This window comes from Tissierella simiarum (assembly GCF_018917865.1).
In the GTDB taxonomy this organism is placed as follows: Bacteria; Bacillota; Clostridia; order Tissierellales; family Tissierellaceae; genus Tissierella_C; species Tissierella_C simiarum.
The window spans coordinates 18,006-38,878 of sequence record NZ_JAHLPM010000011.1 but is presented as its reverse complement, the minus strand read 5'-3'; the positions used below and the strand labels follow the sequence as shown (position 1 = coordinate 38,878).

The window sequence follows — 20,873 nt, the reverse complement described above, 5'->3', positions numbered from 1 at the left end:
CAATTATTAATTTTTCATGATAACAGACTAATTAAAACCTTAAGAGTTTTTTGATATAATTAATTATCGATAATTAATACTTTATAATTATTATACTCGTGAAAACGATATCTTTAAATATCAGAATTGTAAAACTATTTGCCACATCAAAATGGTAATTTAGAATTAGATATATAAAAATGCTAAGAAAAAACCTTCTAATTTTTCATATCTATGTCCTTTTCTGCTAGTAATAATAAGGACTTCTGCTTTTTCTATGTTGATTATATATTATGCTAAATTCATTAGGATATATAATTTCTAACACTTTATTGCATATATATGGATTTAATGCAAAATATTTGTTTTCCACTTTCTTCAATGTTATAATATGGTAAAGGGATATTATTGTATGAAAAAAATTTATTTATATTTTATTCTCCTGTGATTGAAAGGATATTTAGAATATAAATATAATAAATGTTATACTGTAAAATAGGAGGTAAGAATGTGTCTATAAAAGATAAAAGATCATTTCTTATAATTCAAAGTCTATTTTTTATGCTCTATATTTTATCAATATTTTTTACTAACAAAGACGTAGAAACTACTAACATTATGTACAAAGCTATAAATTCTAAAGAAATAATAACTTTCACTCATACTCCATTAACTATATTTATCATACTAATATATTTATACAATTTATATTTAGGAATATCTACTATACTGGATGATGAAGAAAGAATCTACTCAAAACCATTTAAATATACTACTATAGGTGCATACATATTATTGATAACATCATTTATATATCAAAATTATCACATTAAAGCTTCAGTGCTTCCATTCAATATTTCTTATGCAGTTATTAAAACTACCTTTGATAAACCTTAGTATAAGGAAGAAGAATAAATCATCTGTTCATTTTTCTATATTTAAATCTTTAAGGAGTGATTCTATGAAAAAACTTTTCTACATGTTATTAATTTCTATTACCCTAATATGTCTAGTCTCCTGTGATAAGTCTATAAAAGAGTATGAAGATGCCAAAGAATTTTCAGAAGGGTTAGCAGCAGTTAAAGTTAATGGTAAATATGGATATATTAATACTAAAGGAGATTTTATAATTAAACCTTCCTTTGACCTAGCTAATAATTTTAATAATGGAAAGGCATGGGTAAAAGTAGAAGAACTTTGGGGAGTTATAAATGCAAAAGGTGAATATCTTATAAATCCTACATTTGATGATATAGATGATTATTCAATAAAAAATGATAACTCCAACTATACTGTAATAAAGAAAAACTATAAATATGGATACGTAGATAAAAGAAACGGAATTTTTTTAATAGAACCTATCTATGACGAACTTAGATATGTGGATAGGGATAGATTTATAACAGTAAAAGATGATAAAGAAGGTTATATAGATTTATTTAATCAGGTATATATTGAACCTATATATAATAGCTTAAGAATTTTTACCAACGACAATATGATAATAGCTGATTTAAATGGAAAATATGGTATATTAAATTTACTAGGAGAAACTATAGTAGAACATAAATATACAGACATTAAATATAGTAATACTAATATGCCACTTATGGTGGAAAATGAACAAAAGTTCGGATTTATTAATAGAAATGGAGTAGAAATAGTAAAAATCCAATATGAAGATGCTGATAATTTTAGTGAAGGATTAGCAGCAGTAAAGTTTAACGGAAAATGGGGATTTATAAATACCTATGGAGATTTAGTCATTCCTCATAAATACACTTTTACAAAACCATTTACTAATGACTTAGCTATAGTAGACTTTGACAATAAAAGATTTGGATGTATAGATAGAAATGGAAAAGTTGTTATTGAACCTTTATACAGTAAATTAACTTACTCTGAAAATAAATATATAATCGCAAAATTATATGAAGACAAATATACTTCAGGAAACTATGGTCTTATTGACATAAAAGGAAGTGTTATAATTCCCTTTAAATATGATAATTATATTCATTTCTATTCTGATTTTGCCATTATAAAGAAAGATAAAAGGTTTGGAGCTATAAATAAAGATGGACAAATGATTATTAAACCTAATTATGATTATATTCATTATGACAAAAGAGGATATTTTCTTTTACGGATTGATAAAAGCTGGTTCTTAGCTGACAAGGCAGGTAATAAAATAAAGAAATTACCTTCTTTTGAAGCTAACGGTTCAATTACATTACCTCTAATTAAATCAATAGGTCTAAATGCCTATATGTTTAAAGAGAATGAGAAATATGGTCTTATAGACGATAATTATAATATAGTACTAGAACCTATTTATGATCATATTGGACAATTTTCTGAAGGTTGGATTCCTGTAGCTAAAGATGAAAAATATTTTTATTTAGATAGAAATGGAAATAGGATGTAGAATTATTTTAATTGATTTATTATGTAAAACACTCTTTTCTAGCTAACTAGAAAAGAGTGTTTCTTATGATTCTTTGAACTATTTTATTAAATTTTTTTGCAACAAGCCTTTAACTATCTTATCTACCATTTATTATTCTGCTAATATCCATCGACCACTTTTAGTTTCAAAACCAGTTTCTCTAAAACCAAAAGGTGTTTCAACACCATCTACTACTAATACTGCTATGTCAGCTCTACAATGTATATATTCCCTCTCATCCATCAGAGTATAAACATCGAACAATCTTTCATGAGTTTCTGATAAGTTCTCATATAATGCTATTGTAGAATTATCATCAAAAAGAATATCCATTAGTACACTAATCACTCCGGCTAATGTACCTGTTGTAGGTGAGAATCCAAATGCTGTTAAAAGAAAATTACTAAGGCCTCTAGAAGCACCATCTCTATTTCTATCTCTTAGGTCTCGCTTCATATCTCTGACACTTTTACCCATATCTCCTATTTCTTTTTTTGAAAACATCATATCACGATGAATTCTTTCATAAACCCCATAATCAGAAACTTTATTTTTGTAACTCACAATATCCTCTCCTCTTCTATTTTTCTACAAAATAACCGGTTATTTTTGTATTCGTATAATAAAGATGTTTTTGGCTCTAATATGTCAACCTATTATTCTTTTTTATTTTTTAGTTTTTCTAGATTATTTTTTATACTTTTGACATTTCTATCTACATCTCCAATAATATTGAATTTTTTAGTTAACTCTTCTATTAAATCTTGATAGCTTTTCTCTGTTTGAGCTTGTTGTGCAGCCCTATCTTTTTGTGCTTTCAAAATATAAAATATTAAAAAAATACTAAGGGTTGCCCAAATTCCTTGAGATGCTGCTAATTTTATTAATTCGTTTTCCAATTCAACACCTCCTAACTTACAAGCGTACACTTTTTCATTTTTTGAATAGCTCTGTTTTTTGTCTTATTGACTGCTTGTCTTGAAATTCCAAACTTTTTAGAGATTTCCATATCGCTATACTCTTTAAAATATTTTAGAATAATTATTTCCTTTTCCTTTTCTGTAAGTAATGCTAATAGTTCATTTACAAACAGCTTGTCTTCTATATTTAGTTGGTAAGAAGCTTCTGTTATATCTAAATTAATAGGGGATTCATAATAATATTTTTTGTTTCTATTTTTGGATAATGATATATAAGTATTTTTAATAGATTTATTTATATAACTTATGATATATTTATCCTGCTTAAATCTGGCATTATATGTGGGAATTTTATAGATTGTTTCAATGAAAGCTAGAGTTAGTTCAGATTGACTATCTTCATAGCTTAGTAGATTTGAGTATTTTTTGATAAGAGGTTCAAATTGTTCTATGAGCTGTATCATAGCATATTTATAATTCTTTCCTCTAGTTTGGATTTCTTTAACGGAGTCAAATATACAATTTCCATACACCTATCTAACCTCCTCTGAAATCATATTTATTTACTTAATAAAGATGTAAAAAGAGTTAAAGTGTAAACCCATTTTATGGAATTCTAGTAAATACTTTTACTACATAAACTAAACAAATTCTTAGAAATTTTAACAAAAACATTAGATATTTAGAAGTTAAATTTGAAATGAGAAAATATATTTAGATGGGATTACTGGATATTTTTAGTATTCTAGCTTAATTATATATTAGACGTAAAGAAAATTTTGCCGAAAGAGGAAATATAGCATAACGATAAAAAATTTTAAAAGTTTTATAAAAACAACTTTTTCCAACAGTCTTTAAATTTCCATAAAAAAAGATACTGCCTTTTTAGCAGTATCTTTTTAAAATAATTTATTCTATATTTATTTGTTTTCTCTAATCTTATTTAATATCATTCTTTGTTCTACTGCAGCAACTAATCTTCTTGTATAAGCTACTGTATCTGGATTTACACTCATACTATCAATGCCTTCTTGTACTAGGAACTCTGCAAATTCTGGATATTGAGATGGTCCTTGACCACAGATGGATATTGTTTTTCCATATTTATGAGCTGCTTTTATAAGGATAGATATAGCTCTTTTTACAGCTTCATTTCTTTCATCAAAATATCCCATATTATTTAATATACCAGAATCTCTGTCAGCACCCATTACAAGTTGAGTTAAGTCATTACTTCCTATACTAAATCCATCTACCATTTGAGCAAACTCTTCTGCTTCAAATACTACAGATGGTACTTCTGCCATTATCCAAATTTTAAAGCTTTTATCCTGAACTAGACCTTCTTCTGCCATTATCTCTTTAACTTTCTTTAATTCCCAAGTAGTTCTTACGAAAGGTAACATTGCATAAACATTTGTTAATCCATACTCTTCCCTTACCTTCTTCATAGCTCTACATTCTAATCTAAAACCTTCTTCATATTCAGGAGAAATATATCTAGATACCCCTCTCCAGCCAATCATCGGATTTGCTTCTATTGGCTCTACTTCGTCTCCGCCCTTTAGTCCTCTAAATTCGTTTGTTCTAAAGTCAGATAATCTTACTACAACTGGTCTTGGATAAATCTCCTGAGCCACTAGCATTATTCCCTCAGCCATTTTATCTATTAAAAGTTGCCCTTGACCTGTCTTCACTAAATACATTGGATGAGCACCAATCATATTTGTAAAAATAAATTCTGTTCTCATTAAACCAATTCCATCTAAAGGTAAATGCTTATATCTTCCTATTAATGAAGGCTCTCCTAGATTCATATATATCTTAGTTGCTGTTATTGGTGCTAATTGATGTAACATTTCTTCACTGAAAGCTATTCCACTACTATTAGCAGCACTTTCTTTTGAGTCCTTCTTTTCTTCCTTCATTACTATTCCTTCATAAACTACTCCTCTTGTTGCATCAACAGTTATATCCATGCCTTCTGTTAACACTTCACTTGCTGATTTTGCACCAACTATACAAGGAATCCCAAGTTCTCTAGAAACTATAGCAGCATGACAAGTTCTTCCACCTTCGTCGGTAACTACAGCACAAGCTCTTCTCATAGCTGGTACCATATCTGGATTAGTCATTACTGTTACTAAAATATCCCCATCTTCTACCCTTGAAATTTCAGAAATATCTTTTATATTCTTAACCTTTCCACTACCTATTCCAGGGGAAGCTGGTAATCCTTTGACAAGCATTTTTAATTCTTTCTGTTCTTTTGTTTCACTCATTTTATTTTCTCCTTTTATAGTTGTTATTGGTCTTGACTGAAGTATATAAAGTTCCTTAGTATCTTTATCAAATCCCCATTCTATATCTTGATGACTTCCATACATCTCTTCTATTTTTAAACCATAATTGGCTAACTTCATTATTTCTTCATCCGATAAACATTGCTTATTAATGCTATCAAAACCTATATAATCTCCTACATTAATTTCAGCCGTTCCAACTCCATTATCTTTTTTTACTATCATTAAGATTTTCTCTGCAATATGTTTTTCTATGATTTCTTTCTTGCCTTTACTTATAATATATTCATCTGGTGTTACTGTCCCGGATACTACTGCTTCTCCTAATCCCCAGCTAGCATTTATCATCATTTCATCAGTATTGTTATTTACAGGGTTAGCAGTAAACATTACTCCTGATTTTTCACTATTAACCATCTTCTGAATTACTACGCTTAAAGATACATCAAAGTGATCAAAGTTTTGCTTCTCTCTGTAATAAATTGCTCTTGCTGTCCAAAGGGAAGCCCAACATCTTCTAACATAGTTGATTAGTTCTTCTTCTCCACTTATGTGTAGATAAGTATCTTGTTGCCCTGCAAAGGAGGCTTCTGGTAAATCTTCTGCTGTTGCAGAGCTTCTTACAGCTACTTCAGGATTTTCTAGATTTACTTTGTTGCTAAACTCTTTATAAGCTTTTATGATTTCTAGTTTTAAATCTTCTGGAATTTCAGCTTTATTAATTCTATCTTGTATTTGAGAACTTGTATTTTGAAGTTCTATGGAATTTTCTTCATCTAGTCCTATGACTAATTCTTTTATAGTATCATCTAGTCCTGCATAATCAATGAAATGAATGTAAGCTCCTGCTGTAATACAAAATCCTGGTGGAACATCTAGTCCTTTTTGTGTAAGTTCACCTAAGTTAGCTCCCTTACCTCCAACTACTGGTATGTCATTTTTATCTATTTCGTTAAACCATTTAATGTATTTGAATTCACTCATCAATGTAACCTCCTAATTGCTATTTGTTTATATATATTATAACATAAATATTTAAATGTGCTATACTATTTAAATATTTTTTTATAAATTTTTTTATATTTCTACTTTAAAATTAATGACGCTCCAGAGTTCTTACTCTTAGAGCGTCATTAATTTTAAATAAAATCTATTTATATTATTTTATCCTACTTAACTCTTTCAAATTCAAGATATCTAGTACCCTGAAAAGTTAATTTTCCCATATCGTTTTCAGCTAATAATCCATATTCTTTACTAGAAACTTTAAATTCTATTCTATCTTTACTTTCTACTTCAAAAGTAACATAGTATGTTGTAGATGTATGACTATGCATATGACCATCATTGTTATGATGATGCCTTGATACATCTGCTCTTTTCCCTACTACTTTTGCCTCAACACTAAGAACAGGCTGAGCGTTATTATAATTCCACTGTTTTATTGATTTAAAAATAGTTACTATAAATCCAACAATAACTATTACAAAAATGATAGAACCAAAGATTGGAATAGCTGAAAACATGAAGTCATCAAATGGACTAAACATAAGTGTCACCTACCCTATAATTATATTTGCTATAATATCAGCTTTCTATTTCAATATCAATACCTATAACTCCATTTAAGTCATCATTTATATCTCTTATTTGTGCTGAAATAGTCAAACAAAAACTATTAGTATCAATACTAATATAAAAATCTGAAATATATATATCATCTTTTAATGCTTCTACAAACCAAGGTCTATTTGTTACATCTATATCTTCAATATTTTCACTGGCAGACACCAATCTTCCTTTTATATCATATAAATATATTGAGCTAATCTTAGGATTTCTCTTTATCATATTCTGATATATATGTATATGTTTACCTTTATTAAAAGTTCTTATATCTTTTTCTTTTCTTATATCATTTAAAATTTCAACATTTTTCTCAATTATTTTATTTAGTGTATTTTGATCCATGGTAATCTTTGAATGATGTGTAATAATAGTATCAAGTTGTTTACTCATGGTATCTAGATATTGAGCATTGTTATCTATTTCATCTATAATGGCTGTTTGTTCTTCTATAGAAGCTGATATTTCTTGAGTCCCAGAAGCAGCTTCTTCAGCAATTTTAGATATTGTTTTTAAATTATAAATAATTTTAACTATTTCCTTTGATTGTAATTCCATTTTTTCATCAATTCTCTTAATTACATCATTAACAGCATTTAAAGAATTATTAGTTTCTTCAAAAGAGTTTTGGGTTGTCCGTATAAATTCAGAATCATCTTGCTCCTTTGCTATACTATCTTGAAGATTTAAAAGAAGATCTTCTATATCTTGTCCAAATTCTTTAATCATGGAATTTATTTTATCAGTAGCTTGAGCTGACATTTCTGCTAATTTTCTAACTTCATCTGCTACTACTGAAAATCCTTTACCGTATTCCCCTGCCCTTGCAGATTCAATTGCAGCATTTAATGCTAGAAGATTAGTTTGCGCAGATATTCCTTTTACCATATCAACAATTTTGTTTATTTCTTCAATATTATTGGAGATAATCTCAGTTTGTTTAATTAGCTTCTCATTTTTAGACACCCTATGATTCATATTTGAAATCAATCTTTCTAAATCTGCTTTCGTGTTTATAAATGATTGGTTTGTTTGACTCCACTGTGCATAAGCATTTTTATTTTCGGAAGTGGTCTCTTGAGAAATACTTTCTAAATTACTACTCATTGATAATAATTCCATCAATTTATGTTCTTGTTCTTCTGCTCCCAAAGCTATATTTTCTATTCCTTTAGCAACTTGGTTAATTGCTCGATTTGTTCCTTCAGTAGATAAAGCTACATCTTTAGTTATTCCGGAAATTTGATGTGAAGAATAGGTGATTTGTGATAGTGCCTCTCTGTAGTTATGTAATATTATATTTAGATTTTTAGTTATTTTATCATATTTCTTGTAATTTGATTTAAACTTTTTTGATAAGTTTCCCTCTGCTACTTCTTGTATCCCCAGTTGTATTTCCTTCATAACCTTATTCTTTTTATTTAAATACATACATGATGCTATTTCTAATATGATTAATGTGCCTACTGTAATGAAAAAATATATTCCTTTTGGAATGTAAATAATAACACAATAGAAAATAACCATTAATAATAATTTCAATAGTATAAAAATAGAAATTCCCCCTTTTATCTACTTTTACATATTGTACCATAAAATTATTATTTTCAAAACATATATTACTTAAAAACTATTACCCCTGTATTGTTTGTATCTACCCAATCATATAGATACTTAGCATGACTTGTATAGTTTCTTACACATTTATGGGATCTGGGAACAGTTCCAATTGTAAATAAGAATTCTTTATGTCCTGGATCAATGTTTTCTCCATCACTTTTAATATATTCAACAGGAACTCCATGTATATAAGCTCCTTGAGCAAATCTAATACCATAAGGAGCATACCCAGCAATTTCTTTAGTGATATCATTTAAATAATAAAATCTATCTTTCTTTTCTAATACCTTAAATTTTCCTACAGGAGTTTCGAAAGTATATGTCCCCTGAACACCCGTAGTAGCTAATCCATAAGAGACCAAAGTCCATCTATCTCCTCTTTTTTCAAATACTCCTTCATTTTGATTGTTAATATCTACAACGACTGCCTTTAATAAAACATTTAAATTGTTTTCAAGAGATACATATTTTTTAGGTATCCAATATTCGCCTTCATAGTCCATTATCTTTACTTTAAAGTATTCATTAGATTCATCTAAAATGAATACTATCATACCATCAGGTACATACCTCATTTCTTTCATGTCCTTTAAATTATAATATAAAGGAGCACTTTGATAAGCATTAATACCGAATTTATCTGTGTTTTTATTATTGATTAACGGAGGAGCTCCGTTTATGTTCTTATAGTTAGATACATATCCATATCTACTATTTTTTAATTGTTTTTCAAATTCTATAATAGAATCATACATTTTATCAAACCTAAATGTCCGAAGCAACCCCACATTTTCAGGAATAAACCCATAGGACAATTCTCCATTTTTGTTAGTCCAAGCTATAGAGTACCATTTATTCATATTTTTTTCATTGATCTGACTTCCTTCCAATTCATTAATTACCTTTATCTTTTCATAAAGATATGCTTCACTTAAAACAGTTCTTTCTTCCATTGGACTATTATATATATTTGTTTTTTCCTCGGTTATTACAATATAATCATTTGGCATTAAATACTTATTATACATTAGATCTATATCAAAATTTCTCTTTTTCTCTAAATTAAATGTTTTAGTTACAAGAACATTAGCTAAACTTATACCTAAGTTAGAATTTTTCATTGTATCTTGGTTCGAAGATAACAAGTAGTCAATACTACCTCTCTTTATTGCACTTTCTGTTATATCTTCATCTTCCCTTATATTAATATCGTTAATGTTTGATTCTAAATAATTTTCGTCGTAGCGTACATCTTTATTTAATTGTTTTTCCTCTTCTACAATCTTATTTCTATTATCTCCCCTGTTAATAGTTTTAGGTGAACAAGAAACAATAAATATTATACATACTATTAAAAATAAAAAATAACAATTCTTTTTCAACTTTTTGCCTCCTTTTCTAATTTTACATATTTATTATTCCTCTATTAACGAAAAAAATCCCGTACTATACGGGATTTTAAGTAATAGGTAAGATTAACAGTTACAGAAAAGTAACACTAAAAGAAGGAAGAAAAATAGTAGTGAATCATCTCCTGCATCAAACATTCCACAATTACAGAAGAATACTACTAATATTAAAAAAAAGAACAGAAGTGAATCTTCTCCACCAAAAGAATCGAAAAATCCTCTTCCTTTCGTTGTAACTAGATTAAGTTCTTCCGTCATTCCAATAACCTCCTCATAATTTATTCCTCAATTCATATTATGATACAGAGTTATTTATGGTTACTAGAATTTGAATATTAATTTAAAACTATGGAATAATATCTATAAGAAAAGTTTAAGGAGTGATTTAATGGATACATTAGCTTTAATACTTGTAATTATTGGAGCCCTGAACTGGGGACTAATCTCCTTATTTCGATTTGATTTAGTGGCTACATTGTTTGGAGGATCAGCCTCTGCTCTAAGTAGAATAGTATATGGTTTGGTTGGCTTGGCAGGAATATATTCCTTTAAGTTCTTATTTGATGATAAAGAAAGGGTAGACTAGTCTACCCTTTTAATTATTCTCCTGCAACCGATATTGACTTTATTTTAACTGAAGGTGATCCTACAAAAGCCCCTCCCATGGCTGTGGTAAAACTTAAATCATTTCCTATCTCTTCAATATTCATCAATGTTTCATACAAGTTACCTGCTATAGTTATTTGATTCACAGGCCTTTTAATTTTACCATTTTCTATTTCATATCCGTAAGCGGATAGAGAGTAATCACCTGATACAGTATTTAATCCAGAATGTAATCCTGCTACATTAATAATATATAATCCATTATCTATGCTGCCTATTAATTCATCAAAAGTTTTATCACCTTTTTCTACATATAGGTTGGTTGGAAATATGGATAATGAGGATTTATAAGATGTTCTACAACCATTTCCGGTAGACTCAATTCCATCTTTTTCTGCTGTTTTCCAATTGTGTAGATAAGTATTTAATACTCCATTATCTATAATCTTTTTATACTGAGTTTTAGTTCCTTCATCATCAAAAGCTTTAGTTGCAAATCCTCCTTTTAAGAAAGGATCATCTACAATACTCAATTTTTCATTAGCCAATTTAGTTCCTATCTTATCTTTCAATAAAGATAAACCTTTTTGAACCTCTTCCGCTGAGAATACAGGAATAAAAGCACCAATGATCTCTGCGAATATTTGATTTTTAAATACTACTGGGTAATTGTTCGATTTAATAGAAGTAGCTCCTAACAAAGATATAGCTTCTTCTACTGCTTCCTTTGCCATTTCTTTATAATTGAATTTAGAGAAATCATTGGATATTCTATAACTTAATCCAGTTTTAGTATCTTCTCCTTCTTTAGCAATAACTGAAATATATGAAAATGCACCATTAGATTTATCCGATAAATCTACTCCTTTTGTATTTATTAAATATCTATTTCTTTCAAAATCCTCATATACACAGTCTTCAACAGCAAAAACTTTATTATCAATAGCTAAAGCTTCTTTCTCTAAATTTTTAACAAATTCAATTTTGTCCTCTAGAGCCACATTATTTAAGCCTTCATTATAATTATCTACTTCTTCATATTTATCAGATCCTGCAAAAATATTCTCTTTATCCAGAGAATCTATATATTTTCCATTTTCAAAAGCTTCATCTATTAACATATCTATAGAGCTTTCATCAATTTTTTCTGTATAGGCATACCCCATTTTTTCATTAGAAATTCCTCTTAAGGATAAACCTCCACTTTCGGAAATACTATATTTGTCTATTTCTCCATTAAAAACTTTTATTTCGATACCTTTAGATTTTTGAATAAAAATCTCCATTTCTTCCATTTTATCTTTACCTTGCTCAAATATATCATTAGCCAATTTCTTGTAATCCATATTATTCATCCCCCTTTCTTCCGCCTACTGTTAAGGATTTAACTCTTATAGATGGTTGACCAACATTAACAGGAACTGATCCACTAATAGAACCACACATCCCTTGTCCCATTTCCAAATCGTTTCCTACCATATCTATAAGTTCAAGCACCTTTATTCCATTTCCTATTAAAGTTGCTCCTCTTACAGGCTTTAATACTTTCCCATTTTCAACTAAATATCCTTCCATAACAGCAAAATTAAAATCTCCAGTAGAAGTATTCACGCTACCGCCGCCTAATTTTTTTGCATATAATCCTTTCTCTGTATTAGATATCATCTCTTTTAAAGTAGATTCCCCTGCAGCTATATAAGTATTATTCATTCTAGATGTAGGTGCAAATTTATAGGACTGCCTTCTAGATGAACCTGTAGAATCCATTCCCATTCTTCTACCATTCAATTTATCTATTAAATAACTTTTCAATATTCCATTTTCAATAAGAACATTTCTCTGAGTTGGTGTACCTTCATCATCTATGTTCAATGTTCCCCATTCATTAGGTATGGTTCCATCATCAATAGCAGTAACTAAAGGAGATGCTACCATTTGTTCTAACTTATCACAAAACACAGATGTTCCCTTAGCCACAGAAGTTGCTTCAAGTCCATGACCACAAGCTTCATGGAATAATACTCCACCAAATTCATTGTCTATAATAACTGGCATAACTCCACTAGGGCAATGTTCGGCATAAACCATAGTTTTAGCTATTCTTGAAGCTTCTTTACCTACCTCTTCAATATTTATTTTATCAAAGAATTCAAAACCCATAGAAGCACCTGGTGCATGATATCCTTGTTGCATTTCACCATCTTTAGAAGCCACAGAACTGACCGCTATTCTTGTTCTCACTCTTTTATCATCTGCTAATAATCCTTCAGTATTAGCAATCAAGATATTCTGTTCTTCATCTAGATAGTTTACACTAACTTGAGAAATAACTGGATCATAATTTTTAGCACTTTCATAACCTTTTTTCATTAAATCCAATTTATCTTTTTTAGTAATGGTTCTAGGTAAAAGCTTAACTGGGCTAAGATTTCTAGATTCATTTTTTATGAAATTAAGAGTTAAATCTATTTTTGATGATTGTAAAGCAGCAGCAGCTTCTTTAGCCACCTTTATTAAATTTTCCTCTGAAGAATCATTGGTATAAGCGTATATACTATTTAATTTATCAAATATTCTAATACCAACTCCAAAGTCTCTTCCTGAAATGCTAGTTTCTAATAATCCTCCTACTAGCTTCATATTAGTATTATATTTATCTTCAACAAAAATCTCTGCAAAATCTCCCCCTTTTGATAAAGCTGCATAAAGAACATTTTCTATCACTTTATTACTTAACAAGCAAACCCCTCCTTTAAAATTATTTTAACGTTAAATAAATTTTAACGACCTTTTACGTTTTTGTCAACACAAATATCAGTAAATATCTATTTCTTATTCACTTGTTTATATTATTTCGACACTCAAAGCTTTTTTCCTTCTTTTAAAAGAAAAATACAGCAGGGGTTCTACTGTACTTAACAACCACAAAATAAAATAAGTAATAGAACAGCAATGATATTGGAGAGTCTACAACATAGAATCCCCCTAAAACAATTAAATCTATTCTATGTTGTTCAATTAAGCTAGTTTTTGTTACAATGAATTGAACCTACTATTTTAAAATAGTAGGTTCAATTCATTTCTTAATTCAACTATGGATTTAGTGGAGATGTTTTCTCTAGGTATATTCAAAAGCTTTATGGCTTTTTCTAGATCCTCTTCTTTCTCTACTTCTATCTCCATATATGGATAAGGATAAGTTTTCTCATCCCATTTATCTAAATCAAATCTAATATTCTCTAATTTATAAGAAGTTCTTTCTTTAAAGCCTTTTTGAACGATTTCATAACCTAAAGCTTTAAGAACTTCCAACATAGCTTCTTTATTAGATATATCAGTATCTGTCTCAATGTTTTCTCTAATTCCTTCTCTATCCATGTTCTTCTTTAAGGTTAAGGTTACTTTAACTTCATCAGTTGTTTTATTTTTTGTTTCACGTATTCTTAAATAGCTATTTAAATTGTTTTCAATATATTTTTCCTTAGAGTCTATTAATGTATTTACTTGAAGTTCTTCACTAATTAAAGTTCCTCCAGCTTTTTTTATCTTTTCTTCCATTTCTTTAAGATCTAAATTTAATACTTTAACCTCTAGTTCCTTTCCCATGCTACATTTCCTCCAACTAAGATGGTATTTATATTTATATCTTTGTCAAAGATAATTAAATCACCATCTTTACCTATTTCTATACTGCCTTTATAGTTATCTACTTTAATAGCCTTAGCTGGAGACAAAGAAGCCATTCTAACTGCCTCATGAATTGGTATATTTAATTTGCTAACCATGTTATATACAGCTTTTCTTAAATTTAATGTAGAACCTGCTAAATTTCCACTTTCTAACCTAGCTGCTCCTTTTTTCACTATTACCTTCTGTCCACCTAACTCATAATTTCCATCAGCTAAACCAGTAGCCCTCATGGCATCAGATACTAGAACTATTTTATCTTGCCCTTTCATTTTAATAGCAATTTCAACAGCTGCATCATGTAAATGGATTCTATCATAAATTATTTCACAATACACTCTATCGTCTGTCAAGGAAGCTCCTATTACACCAGGTTCTCTATGAGAAAAACTTCTCATTCCATTATATAAATGAGTAGCAACTGTAATTCCATGAGCTATACCTTTTTTAGAATCTTCATAAGTAGCATTAGTATGAGCCATGGCTACAGTTACATCATTATTCTTTAAAAAGTTAATTATATCTAATGCACCTTCTAATTCTGGTGCTAAAGAGACCATTTTAAGCTTATCCTTTGCTACTTTTAATATGTTTTCTATTTCTTCCAAATTAGGACTTTTAATATGTTTTGCTGGTTGAGCGCCTTTTTTATCTATATTAAAAAAAGGTCCCTCTAAATGGATTCCTATTATCTGGGCTTTATCTTCTTTATTTTTATAATTAACAATATTTTTCATAGCCTCTATCATGTCTTCATAGGATGAAGTTATAACTGTACCTAAATAAGATGTAACTCCGTTTTTTAAATGAAAGTCTGAAATAGCATCTAAAGCTTCTTCTGTACTATCCATAATGTCATACCCTGAATTCCCATGATTATGAATATCTATAAATCCGGGCGAAAGGAAGTTTCCCTTACCTTCAATAACTTTATTAAAATTTTCTTCATTAAATTGATCTTCTTTATCAATATTAACTATTTTACTATTATCTAAAGCTACAGCAAAACCGTATAATATTTCATAAGGAGTCACTACATTGACATTTTTAATTAAAGTTTTCACATAATCTCCCCCCATTAACCTTTATAAGCGTCCTCATCAACTATTATAGTAACATCAGGATGAAGTAGTAAGAAAGAAGCCGGCATTTGTGTAGAAACCTTATCTCCTTTTAATAATTCTTTAATAGCTTTAGCTTTATTTTTGCCATTGGCCAATAAAATAATTTTCTTAGCTTTTAATATACTTCCGATGCCCATAGTTATAGCAGTTTTTGGAACATCTTCAATAGAATCAAAAAATCTAGAATTAGCCTGAATTGTAGACTCTGTTAATTTCACTATACTAGTTCCTACAGATAAAGCTTCATCAGGTTCATTAAAAGCAACATGTCCATTTTCACCAATACCTAATATTTGTATATCTACTCCACCAGCCTCTTGAATTATTTCATCATATGTCTTACAATATTGCCCTAAATCTTCTGCCTTCCCATTAGGAACATGAGTATTCTTTATATTTATGTTTATATGATTAAAAAATATATCATTCATAAAATATCTATAGCTATTAGGATGATCTCCATCTAATCCTACATATTCATCTAGATTAAAGGTAACAACCTTAGAAAAATCTAATTCTTCTTCCTTATGCATTCTGATTAGTTCCTTATACATTCCTTCAGGAGTACTGCCAGTAGCCAGTCCCAATACAATATTGGGTTTTTTTGCTATTTCCTCTTTAATTATTTGGCCTGCAGCCTTGCTCATCATATCATAATCTTTTTCTACCAAAATCTTCATTGGTATTCCCCCTTATACTATTTTTTTTGGAATAAAATCAATATAATCACTTGAAATACAATAAAAATCAATTCCTTCTATGTTTCCTTCTACTGCATACCTATGGCCTTCAGAATGTAAATGACCATATAAACAGATTTCTACATTGTATTCCTTCATTAAAGATACAAATTCATTTGTAGTCAAGTCTATATTAAAAGGAGGATAATGCATTATTGCTATTATCTTATCTACATTTCCTTTTACAGATTCTAAAGATAATTGAAGTCTATTTAACTCTCTAAAGTAAATCTTCTTATCTTGATCATCAAAGTCTTCACTATCTTTAGGAATCCATCCCCTTGTTCCTACAATAGCTGTATTATAATATATATAGCTATTATTTTGAAGGAAAAATATGGTTTTTAAGTTTAATCCATTTAGTTTTTTTAATCCTTGCCACCAATAATCATGATTTCCTTTAAGGATTATTTTCTTTCCAGGTAACTTATCTATTCTTTGTAAATCATTATAAGCACCTTCAAGTCTCAAAGCCCAAGATATATCTCCTGGCAGTAAAACTAAATCTTCATCTTTAATAAGTCTTATCCAATTATCAAATATTTTTTCTTCATGATTAATCCATTTACCCCCAAATATATCCATAGGTTTTTCTTTCGAATAGTCTAAATGTAAATCCGCAATTCCATAAATCATTTATTCACCTCAGTTAATGTTAATCTTGAACTTTAATATAAAAGTGTGTATTTCAGATAATTAAAGCCTTCATGTATTTCTTTAACATAAGATAATTGAGTTAAATTTTACATCTAATTTCTTCAATACTTCCTTTTCTCTATTATGGCAGGTAAACAATATTATTTGTCTCTCCCTACTTATTTCACATAAAAACTTCAAAATATTAGTAAGTCTATTATCATCATACTGGATAAAACAATCATCTAATATTAATGGAAAACTATCTCCCTTCATAGAACTAATTATACCAAATCTAAGGGAAAAATACAGTTGATCAATAGTTCCTCCACTTAAGCTGTCTATATCCATTATTTCCTTGGTAATAGGGTTTTCTACTCCTATACCTAGCTTACTATTTATTTTAACATTTTCATATTTTCCTCCAGATATTTTCTTAATAGTTTCTCCTACTTTTCTATTTATAGCTGGAGCAAATTGACTATGAATATCTTTTGAGAGAGTTTCTATAGTTTTTATGGCTAATTCTATAGACTGTTTTTTATTATCATATTGAAGTTTGATATTTTCTGCTCTTTGGATCTCTTCATCAACTTCAACTAACCTATTCATCTTCAAACTTAAAAAATTAAGATTTTCCTCTACTCCCTTAATCTTAATTTTTAAATTCGAGGTATTTTCTATAGAAGTATTTATTAATGTTTCTAATTTATTTTTGTCTATATCATCTAATTCATAAGAAAATTCTTGTTTAACATTGGATAGCTGACTTCTAAGATCATCTATTGTATAGTTACCCAATATCTTATCTAATAACTGTATTTTTATATCCTTATCTTTTTTACAATCCTCATAAAGATTTTTCTTATTCAATCCCTTTTTAAATTCTTCTAGACTTGTAGAATTATTAACTTTAAGAATATTATCAAGCTTTACTAAAGCCTTATTTTTTTCCATTTCTAAGTTCTCTTTTTTTTGTAATAAGTCTTTCTTCTTATCCTTTAATTCTTTATTTATTTTAATATTATTATTTTCTATATATACTTCCATTTGTAATGTTTCATATAACTTTTTAATTTCAAGTTTAGAATGCACTTTATATTTATTAAATAAGTTTTCTAATAAAATATCAACTTCCTTTATTTTGCTATTTCTTTCGATTTCTTTAGTTTCCATGGTGTAAATCTCATCTCTTATTTTCCCAATAATATCTTTAACTTTTTTAGAACAATTGATAAAATAAGTTATTGAAACTATCGCAGGTATTAATAATAAAGATAAATACTTATTTATAATTCCTAAAAATAAAAATCCTAATGTAAATATACAAAATATACTTAGACCCATATAGATCTTTTTTAGTTTACTTTTATTGCTTTCATAGTCTCTTTTTAAAAATTCCAATTGGTTTTCTTCTTTGTTATAAAGAAGTTTATTCTTCTCTTCTTCTAATTCTTCATAATTATGATAATCTACTCTAATTTCTTCATAGTTATTTAATTTTTCATTGTATACTTTATCCCTATCCATAGTAGTCAATCTAATATCAATATTTTCTATCTCTTTATTACACTCATCTATTCCGCCATCAATAGGCTCTAGCCTATTTTTTATAATAATTACCTCTGAAAAATCATCAAAAGATAGATTAGAGTAAGGTTTTAAATCTAATAGTTTTCTTTCAGTTTCATTAATATTATTAGTTAACTCTATAGCTTCATTATAAATCTTTATCTTTTCTAGTGTTTCAAATTTATGTAATTTTCCCTTTAATTCCTTTAGTTTTATTTCTTCCTTATCTAGAAGATTATTTAATTTAAAACTTTCTTCCAACAGTTCTTCATATTTTTCCCTATAATTTAATATATCTGCCTTCTCATTCATTAATTTCTCTAAATTATGTAGATTCATGGCATAAGGTTTATTATTAGCTTTCTCAGATCCAATTTCTTTTAGTTCATTATTTAAATCATTTATTGCTTTATCTACTGAAATATTATCATCTAGAGTAGTCGTCACATTAATAATTTTATCTCTCACTTCATTGGCTAATGTAACCTCAGTTTCTGTTCCTAGTTGTTTTATGGAAATTGTGTTAGTAAATACAGTATTATTAAAACCAAAAAAGTGAATTCCTGGTTGAAGAACTTTTCCGTTTTCTCCATTATTAATTCTATATGTAATATCCTCTCCAGTAACTTCATCTAAAACTTTAGTAAGTTCCTTGTCTTTAGTAAATTCCCTTTCTATTCTATATGCTTTATCCTCATAATCAAAGGTTATAATTCCTCCATATCTATTACTATTCCAAGGGTTATATCTACTATGTTCTTCTAAATATATAGTCCTTTTAACATAAGGCTTTAAAAATCCATAAAACATTCCGTTTATGAAGTTGTGTATAGTAGTCTTTCCAGATTCATTTTCTCCATATATAATATTTACTCCCTTTTCTAGATTTACTACTTTATTTTCAAACTTTCCAAAAGATATTAAATTTAGTTCTTTTAAGATCACATTTCCCCCCTCCCTTTTAACAGGGCTTCCAATCCTATATATAGGGATTCCTTAACTATGGAATCCTCTAAGCCTTTACTCCTCATTGTTTTAATAAATTGTCCTATTATATTGTCTTGATTGTCCCTTTCTAACATATCAAAATCATAATCTAATATAGTATTATCCTTTATTTCTATATGATAAAAATAAGGCTCTAAATCTTTAGTAAGACTTTTAAAATTGACATCCTTATCAATAAATCCTTTAAGTATAATTCTATAGAAGTCTCTATCTTTATTTCCTTTATCTATATTTTTTATTTTATTAATAATTTGAGGATATCCCATATCCTCCTTTAAGATGATTTCTTCATTAATAAAAATTCTCTTACTAAAAGGTATAAATTCAAAGATGGTCTTATTATCCTTAACCATTCCTTCTATAATCCCTCTCTCTCCTATTTCTCCAAAGTCTAAAGGTTCAGGACAACCACTATAAGCTATCTTATCGGAAATTATTTGTGGTTTATGTATATGACCAAGTGCTATATAATCCAGATTTAATTTATTTAACTCTTGTATATTTAGAGGTAAATAGGAAGAATTGATACTAATATCTCCATGTAAAACTAATATATTAGTTCTTTCTTTATCAACTTCTGTAAAATTATGGAACAACTTATTTTCTTTCATTTCCGTTCTACTCCAGCTATATCCGTATATATTTGTATTCAATTTAGGAAATTCTTTTATTTCGATTCCATTTCCATTGAATATAGTCACATTCTCAGACCAATCTATTTTATTATAAAGAGATTTTTCTCCTATATAATCATGATTTCCTGCAGATATTATTATATTAACCTTTTCAGCCTCTTTAAAGGTATCCCTTACTCTTTTCATATCTCCCAGAGTAAAATAACTCTCTTCAAATAAATCTCCTGCTATTAGTAAAAAATCAACCATATTTTCTTTAGCTCTAGAAACTATCCTTTCAAAGGTAGTCCAAAGTTCTATTCTTCTTTCTTTAGCCTTCTCTTTATTAAAAGAAACATTCTTAAATTGAAGACCTAAATGAATATCTCCAGTATGGATAAACTTAATCATACCCTATCCCCCCTAAAAATACTTCTATTCCAAAGTATATCATAAAATAAATATACAAAATATAAAAACATACCAGCTTGTATAATATTAATTTAATTAAAAAGCTGATATGTTTTATAGTTATATTGAATTCTAACTTTAGGTTCTCTTACCCTAAGTTAAGTAATTA

General features: G+C 28.3%; 19 protein-coding genes. 3 read left to right on the top strand and 16 right to left on the bottom strand.

The genetic code is table 11. The features are described 5' to 3' along the window. Window positions 1-489 precede the first annotated feature (489 nt). Window positions 490-876 (top strand): hypothetical protein, encoded by a 387-nt coding sequence (locus tag KQI42_RS13115; RefSeq protein WP_216520501.1) that lies wholly within the window; start codon window positions 490-492, stop codon window positions 874-876. Window positions 877-940: 64 nt separating this feature from the next. Then, the gene (locus tag KQI42_RS13110) at window positions 941-2,407 is read left to right on the top strand and encodes a WG repeat-containing protein (protein ID WP_216520499.1); all 1,467 of its coding nucleotides are present in this window, start codon (window positions 941-943) and stop codon (window positions 2,405-2,407) included. A 132-nt stretch (window positions 2,408-2,539) separates the two neighbouring features. Here KQI42_RS13110 and KQI42_RS13105 read toward each other — a convergent pair whose 3' ends face one another. The 8 genes from KQI42_RS13105 to KQI42_RS13070 all read right to left on the bottom strand — a co-directional run bounded on the left by KQI42_RS13105 (window position 2,540) and on the right by KQI42_RS13070 (window position 10,564). Further along, the gene (locus tag KQI42_RS13105; RefSeq protein WP_216520496.1) at window positions 2,540-2,992 is read right to left on the bottom strand and encodes a hypothetical protein; all 453 of its coding nucleotides are present in this window, start codon (window positions 2,990-2,992) and stop codon (window positions 2,540-2,542) included. A 92-nt stretch (window positions 2,993-3,084) separates the two neighbouring features. Then, window positions 3,085-3,327 (bottom strand): BhlA/UviB family holin-like peptide, encoded by a 243-nt coding sequence (locus tag KQI42_RS13100; RefSeq protein ID WP_216520495.1) that lies wholly within the window; start codon window positions 3,325-3,327, stop codon window positions 3,085-3,087. An 11-nt stretch (window positions 3,328-3,338) separates the two neighbouring features. After that, window positions 3,339-3,881: a sigma-70 family RNA polymerase sigma factor gene (locus KQI42_RS13095; RefSeq protein ID WP_216520493.1), complete on the bottom strand. Its 543-nt coding sequence runs from the start codon at window positions 3,879-3,881 to the stop codon at window positions 3,339-3,341. Between the two features lie 387 nt (window positions 3,882-4,268). Continuing rightward, on the bottom strand, window positions 4,269-6,635 hold the full coding sequence (ppsA, locus tag KQI42_RS13090) for a phosphoenolpyruvate synthase (protein WP_216520491.1): 2,367 nt from the start codon (window positions 6,633-6,635) through the stop codon (window positions 4,269-4,271). A gap of 185 nt (window positions 6,636-6,820) precedes the next feature. Next, on the bottom strand, window positions 6,821-7,201 hold the full coding sequence (locus KQI42_RS13085; RefSeq protein ID WP_246566538.1) for a DUF2500 domain-containing protein: 381 nt from the start codon (window positions 7,199-7,201) through the stop codon (window positions 6,821-6,823). A 37-nt stretch (window positions 7,202-7,238) separates the two neighbouring features. Next, window positions 7,239-8,819: a methyl-accepting chemotaxis protein gene (locus tag KQI42_RS13080; protein WP_216520489.1), complete on the bottom strand. Its 1,581-nt coding sequence runs from the start codon at window positions 8,817-8,819 to the stop codon at window positions 7,239-7,241. Between the two features lie 77 nt (window positions 8,820-8,896). Further along, window positions 8,897-10,279, bottom strand: a complete 1,383-nt coding sequence (locus KQI42_RS13075) for a L,D-transpeptidase (RefSeq protein WP_216520487.1) — start codon at window positions 10,277-10,279, stop codon at window positions 8,897-8,899. A 93-nt stretch (window positions 10,280-10,372) separates the two neighbouring features. Next, window positions 10,373-10,564, bottom strand: a complete 192-nt coding sequence (locus KQI42_RS13070) for a hypothetical protein (RefSeq protein WP_216520485.1) — start codon at window positions 10,562-10,564, stop codon at window positions 10,373-10,375. A 130-nt stretch (window positions 10,565-10,694) separates the two neighbouring features. Between KQI42_RS13070 and KQI42_RS13065 the strand changes: the two genes are divergently transcribed. Beyond that, window positions 10,695-10,892, top strand: coding sequence for a DUF378 domain-containing protein (locus KQI42_RS13065; protein ID WP_216520481.1), 198 nt, complete (start codon window positions 10,695-10,697; stop codon window positions 10,890-10,892). 13 nt (window positions 10,893-10,905) lie between these two features. Here KQI42_RS13065 and KQI42_RS13060 read toward each other — a convergent pair whose 3' ends face one another. From KQI42_RS13060 to KQI42_RS13025, 8 genes are all read right to left on the bottom strand, one after another. Next, window positions 10,906-12,258 carry a TldD/PmbA family protein gene (locus tag KQI42_RS13060; RefSeq protein WP_216520475.1) on the bottom strand — a complete coding sequence of 451 codons (1,353 nt, stop codon included), beginning with the start codon at window positions 12,256-12,258 and terminating at the stop codon, window positions 10,906-10,908. Between the two features lies 1 nt (window position 12,259). Continuing rightward, window positions 12,260-13,651 carry a TldD/PmbA family protein gene (locus KQI42_RS13055; RefSeq protein WP_216520473.1) on the bottom strand — a complete coding sequence of 464 codons (1,392 nt, stop codon included), beginning with the start codon at window positions 13,649-13,651 and terminating at the stop codon, window positions 12,260-12,262. A 318-nt stretch (window positions 13,652-13,969) separates the two neighbouring features. After that, window positions 13,970-14,518, bottom strand: coding sequence for a class IV adenylate cyclase (locus KQI42_RS13050; RefSeq protein ID WP_216520472.1), 549 nt, complete (start codon window positions 14,516-14,518; stop codon window positions 13,970-13,972). Continuing rightward, entirely contained in the window at window positions 14,503-15,663 is a 1,161-nt protein-coding gene (gene nagA, locus KQI42_RS13045) for an N-acetylglucosamine-6-phosphate deacetylase (protein WP_216520471.1), read from the bottom strand. The genes KQI42_RS13050 and nagA overlap by 16 nt, the downstream gene beginning before the upstream one ends. 14 nt (window positions 15,664-15,677) lie before the next feature. Beyond that, on the bottom strand, window positions 15,678-16,403 hold the full coding sequence (nagB, locus tag KQI42_RS13040; protein ID WP_216520470.1) for a glucosamine-6-phosphate deaminase: 726 nt from the start codon (window positions 16,401-16,403) through the stop codon (window positions 15,678-15,680). A gap of 12 nt (window positions 16,404-16,415) precedes the next feature. Further along, window positions 16,416-17,099: a metallophosphoesterase gene (locus KQI42_RS13035; RefSeq protein ID WP_216520468.1), complete on the bottom strand. Its 684-nt coding sequence runs from the start codon at window positions 17,097-17,099 to the stop codon at window positions 16,416-16,418. An 81-nt stretch (window positions 17,100-17,180) separates the two neighbouring features. Then, window positions 17,181-19,616 (bottom strand): ATP-binding protein, encoded by a 2,436-nt coding sequence (locus KQI42_RS13030; RefSeq protein WP_216520466.1) that lies wholly within the window; start codon window positions 19,614-19,616, stop codon window positions 17,181-17,183. Beyond that, window positions 19,613-20,704: a metallophosphoesterase family protein gene (locus KQI42_RS13025; protein ID WP_216520464.1), complete on the bottom strand. Its 1,092-nt coding sequence runs from the start codon at window positions 20,702-20,704 to the stop codon at window positions 19,613-19,615. The genes KQI42_RS13030 and KQI42_RS13025 overlap by 4 nt, the downstream gene beginning before the upstream one ends. Window positions 20,705-20,873 lie beyond the last annotated feature (169 nt).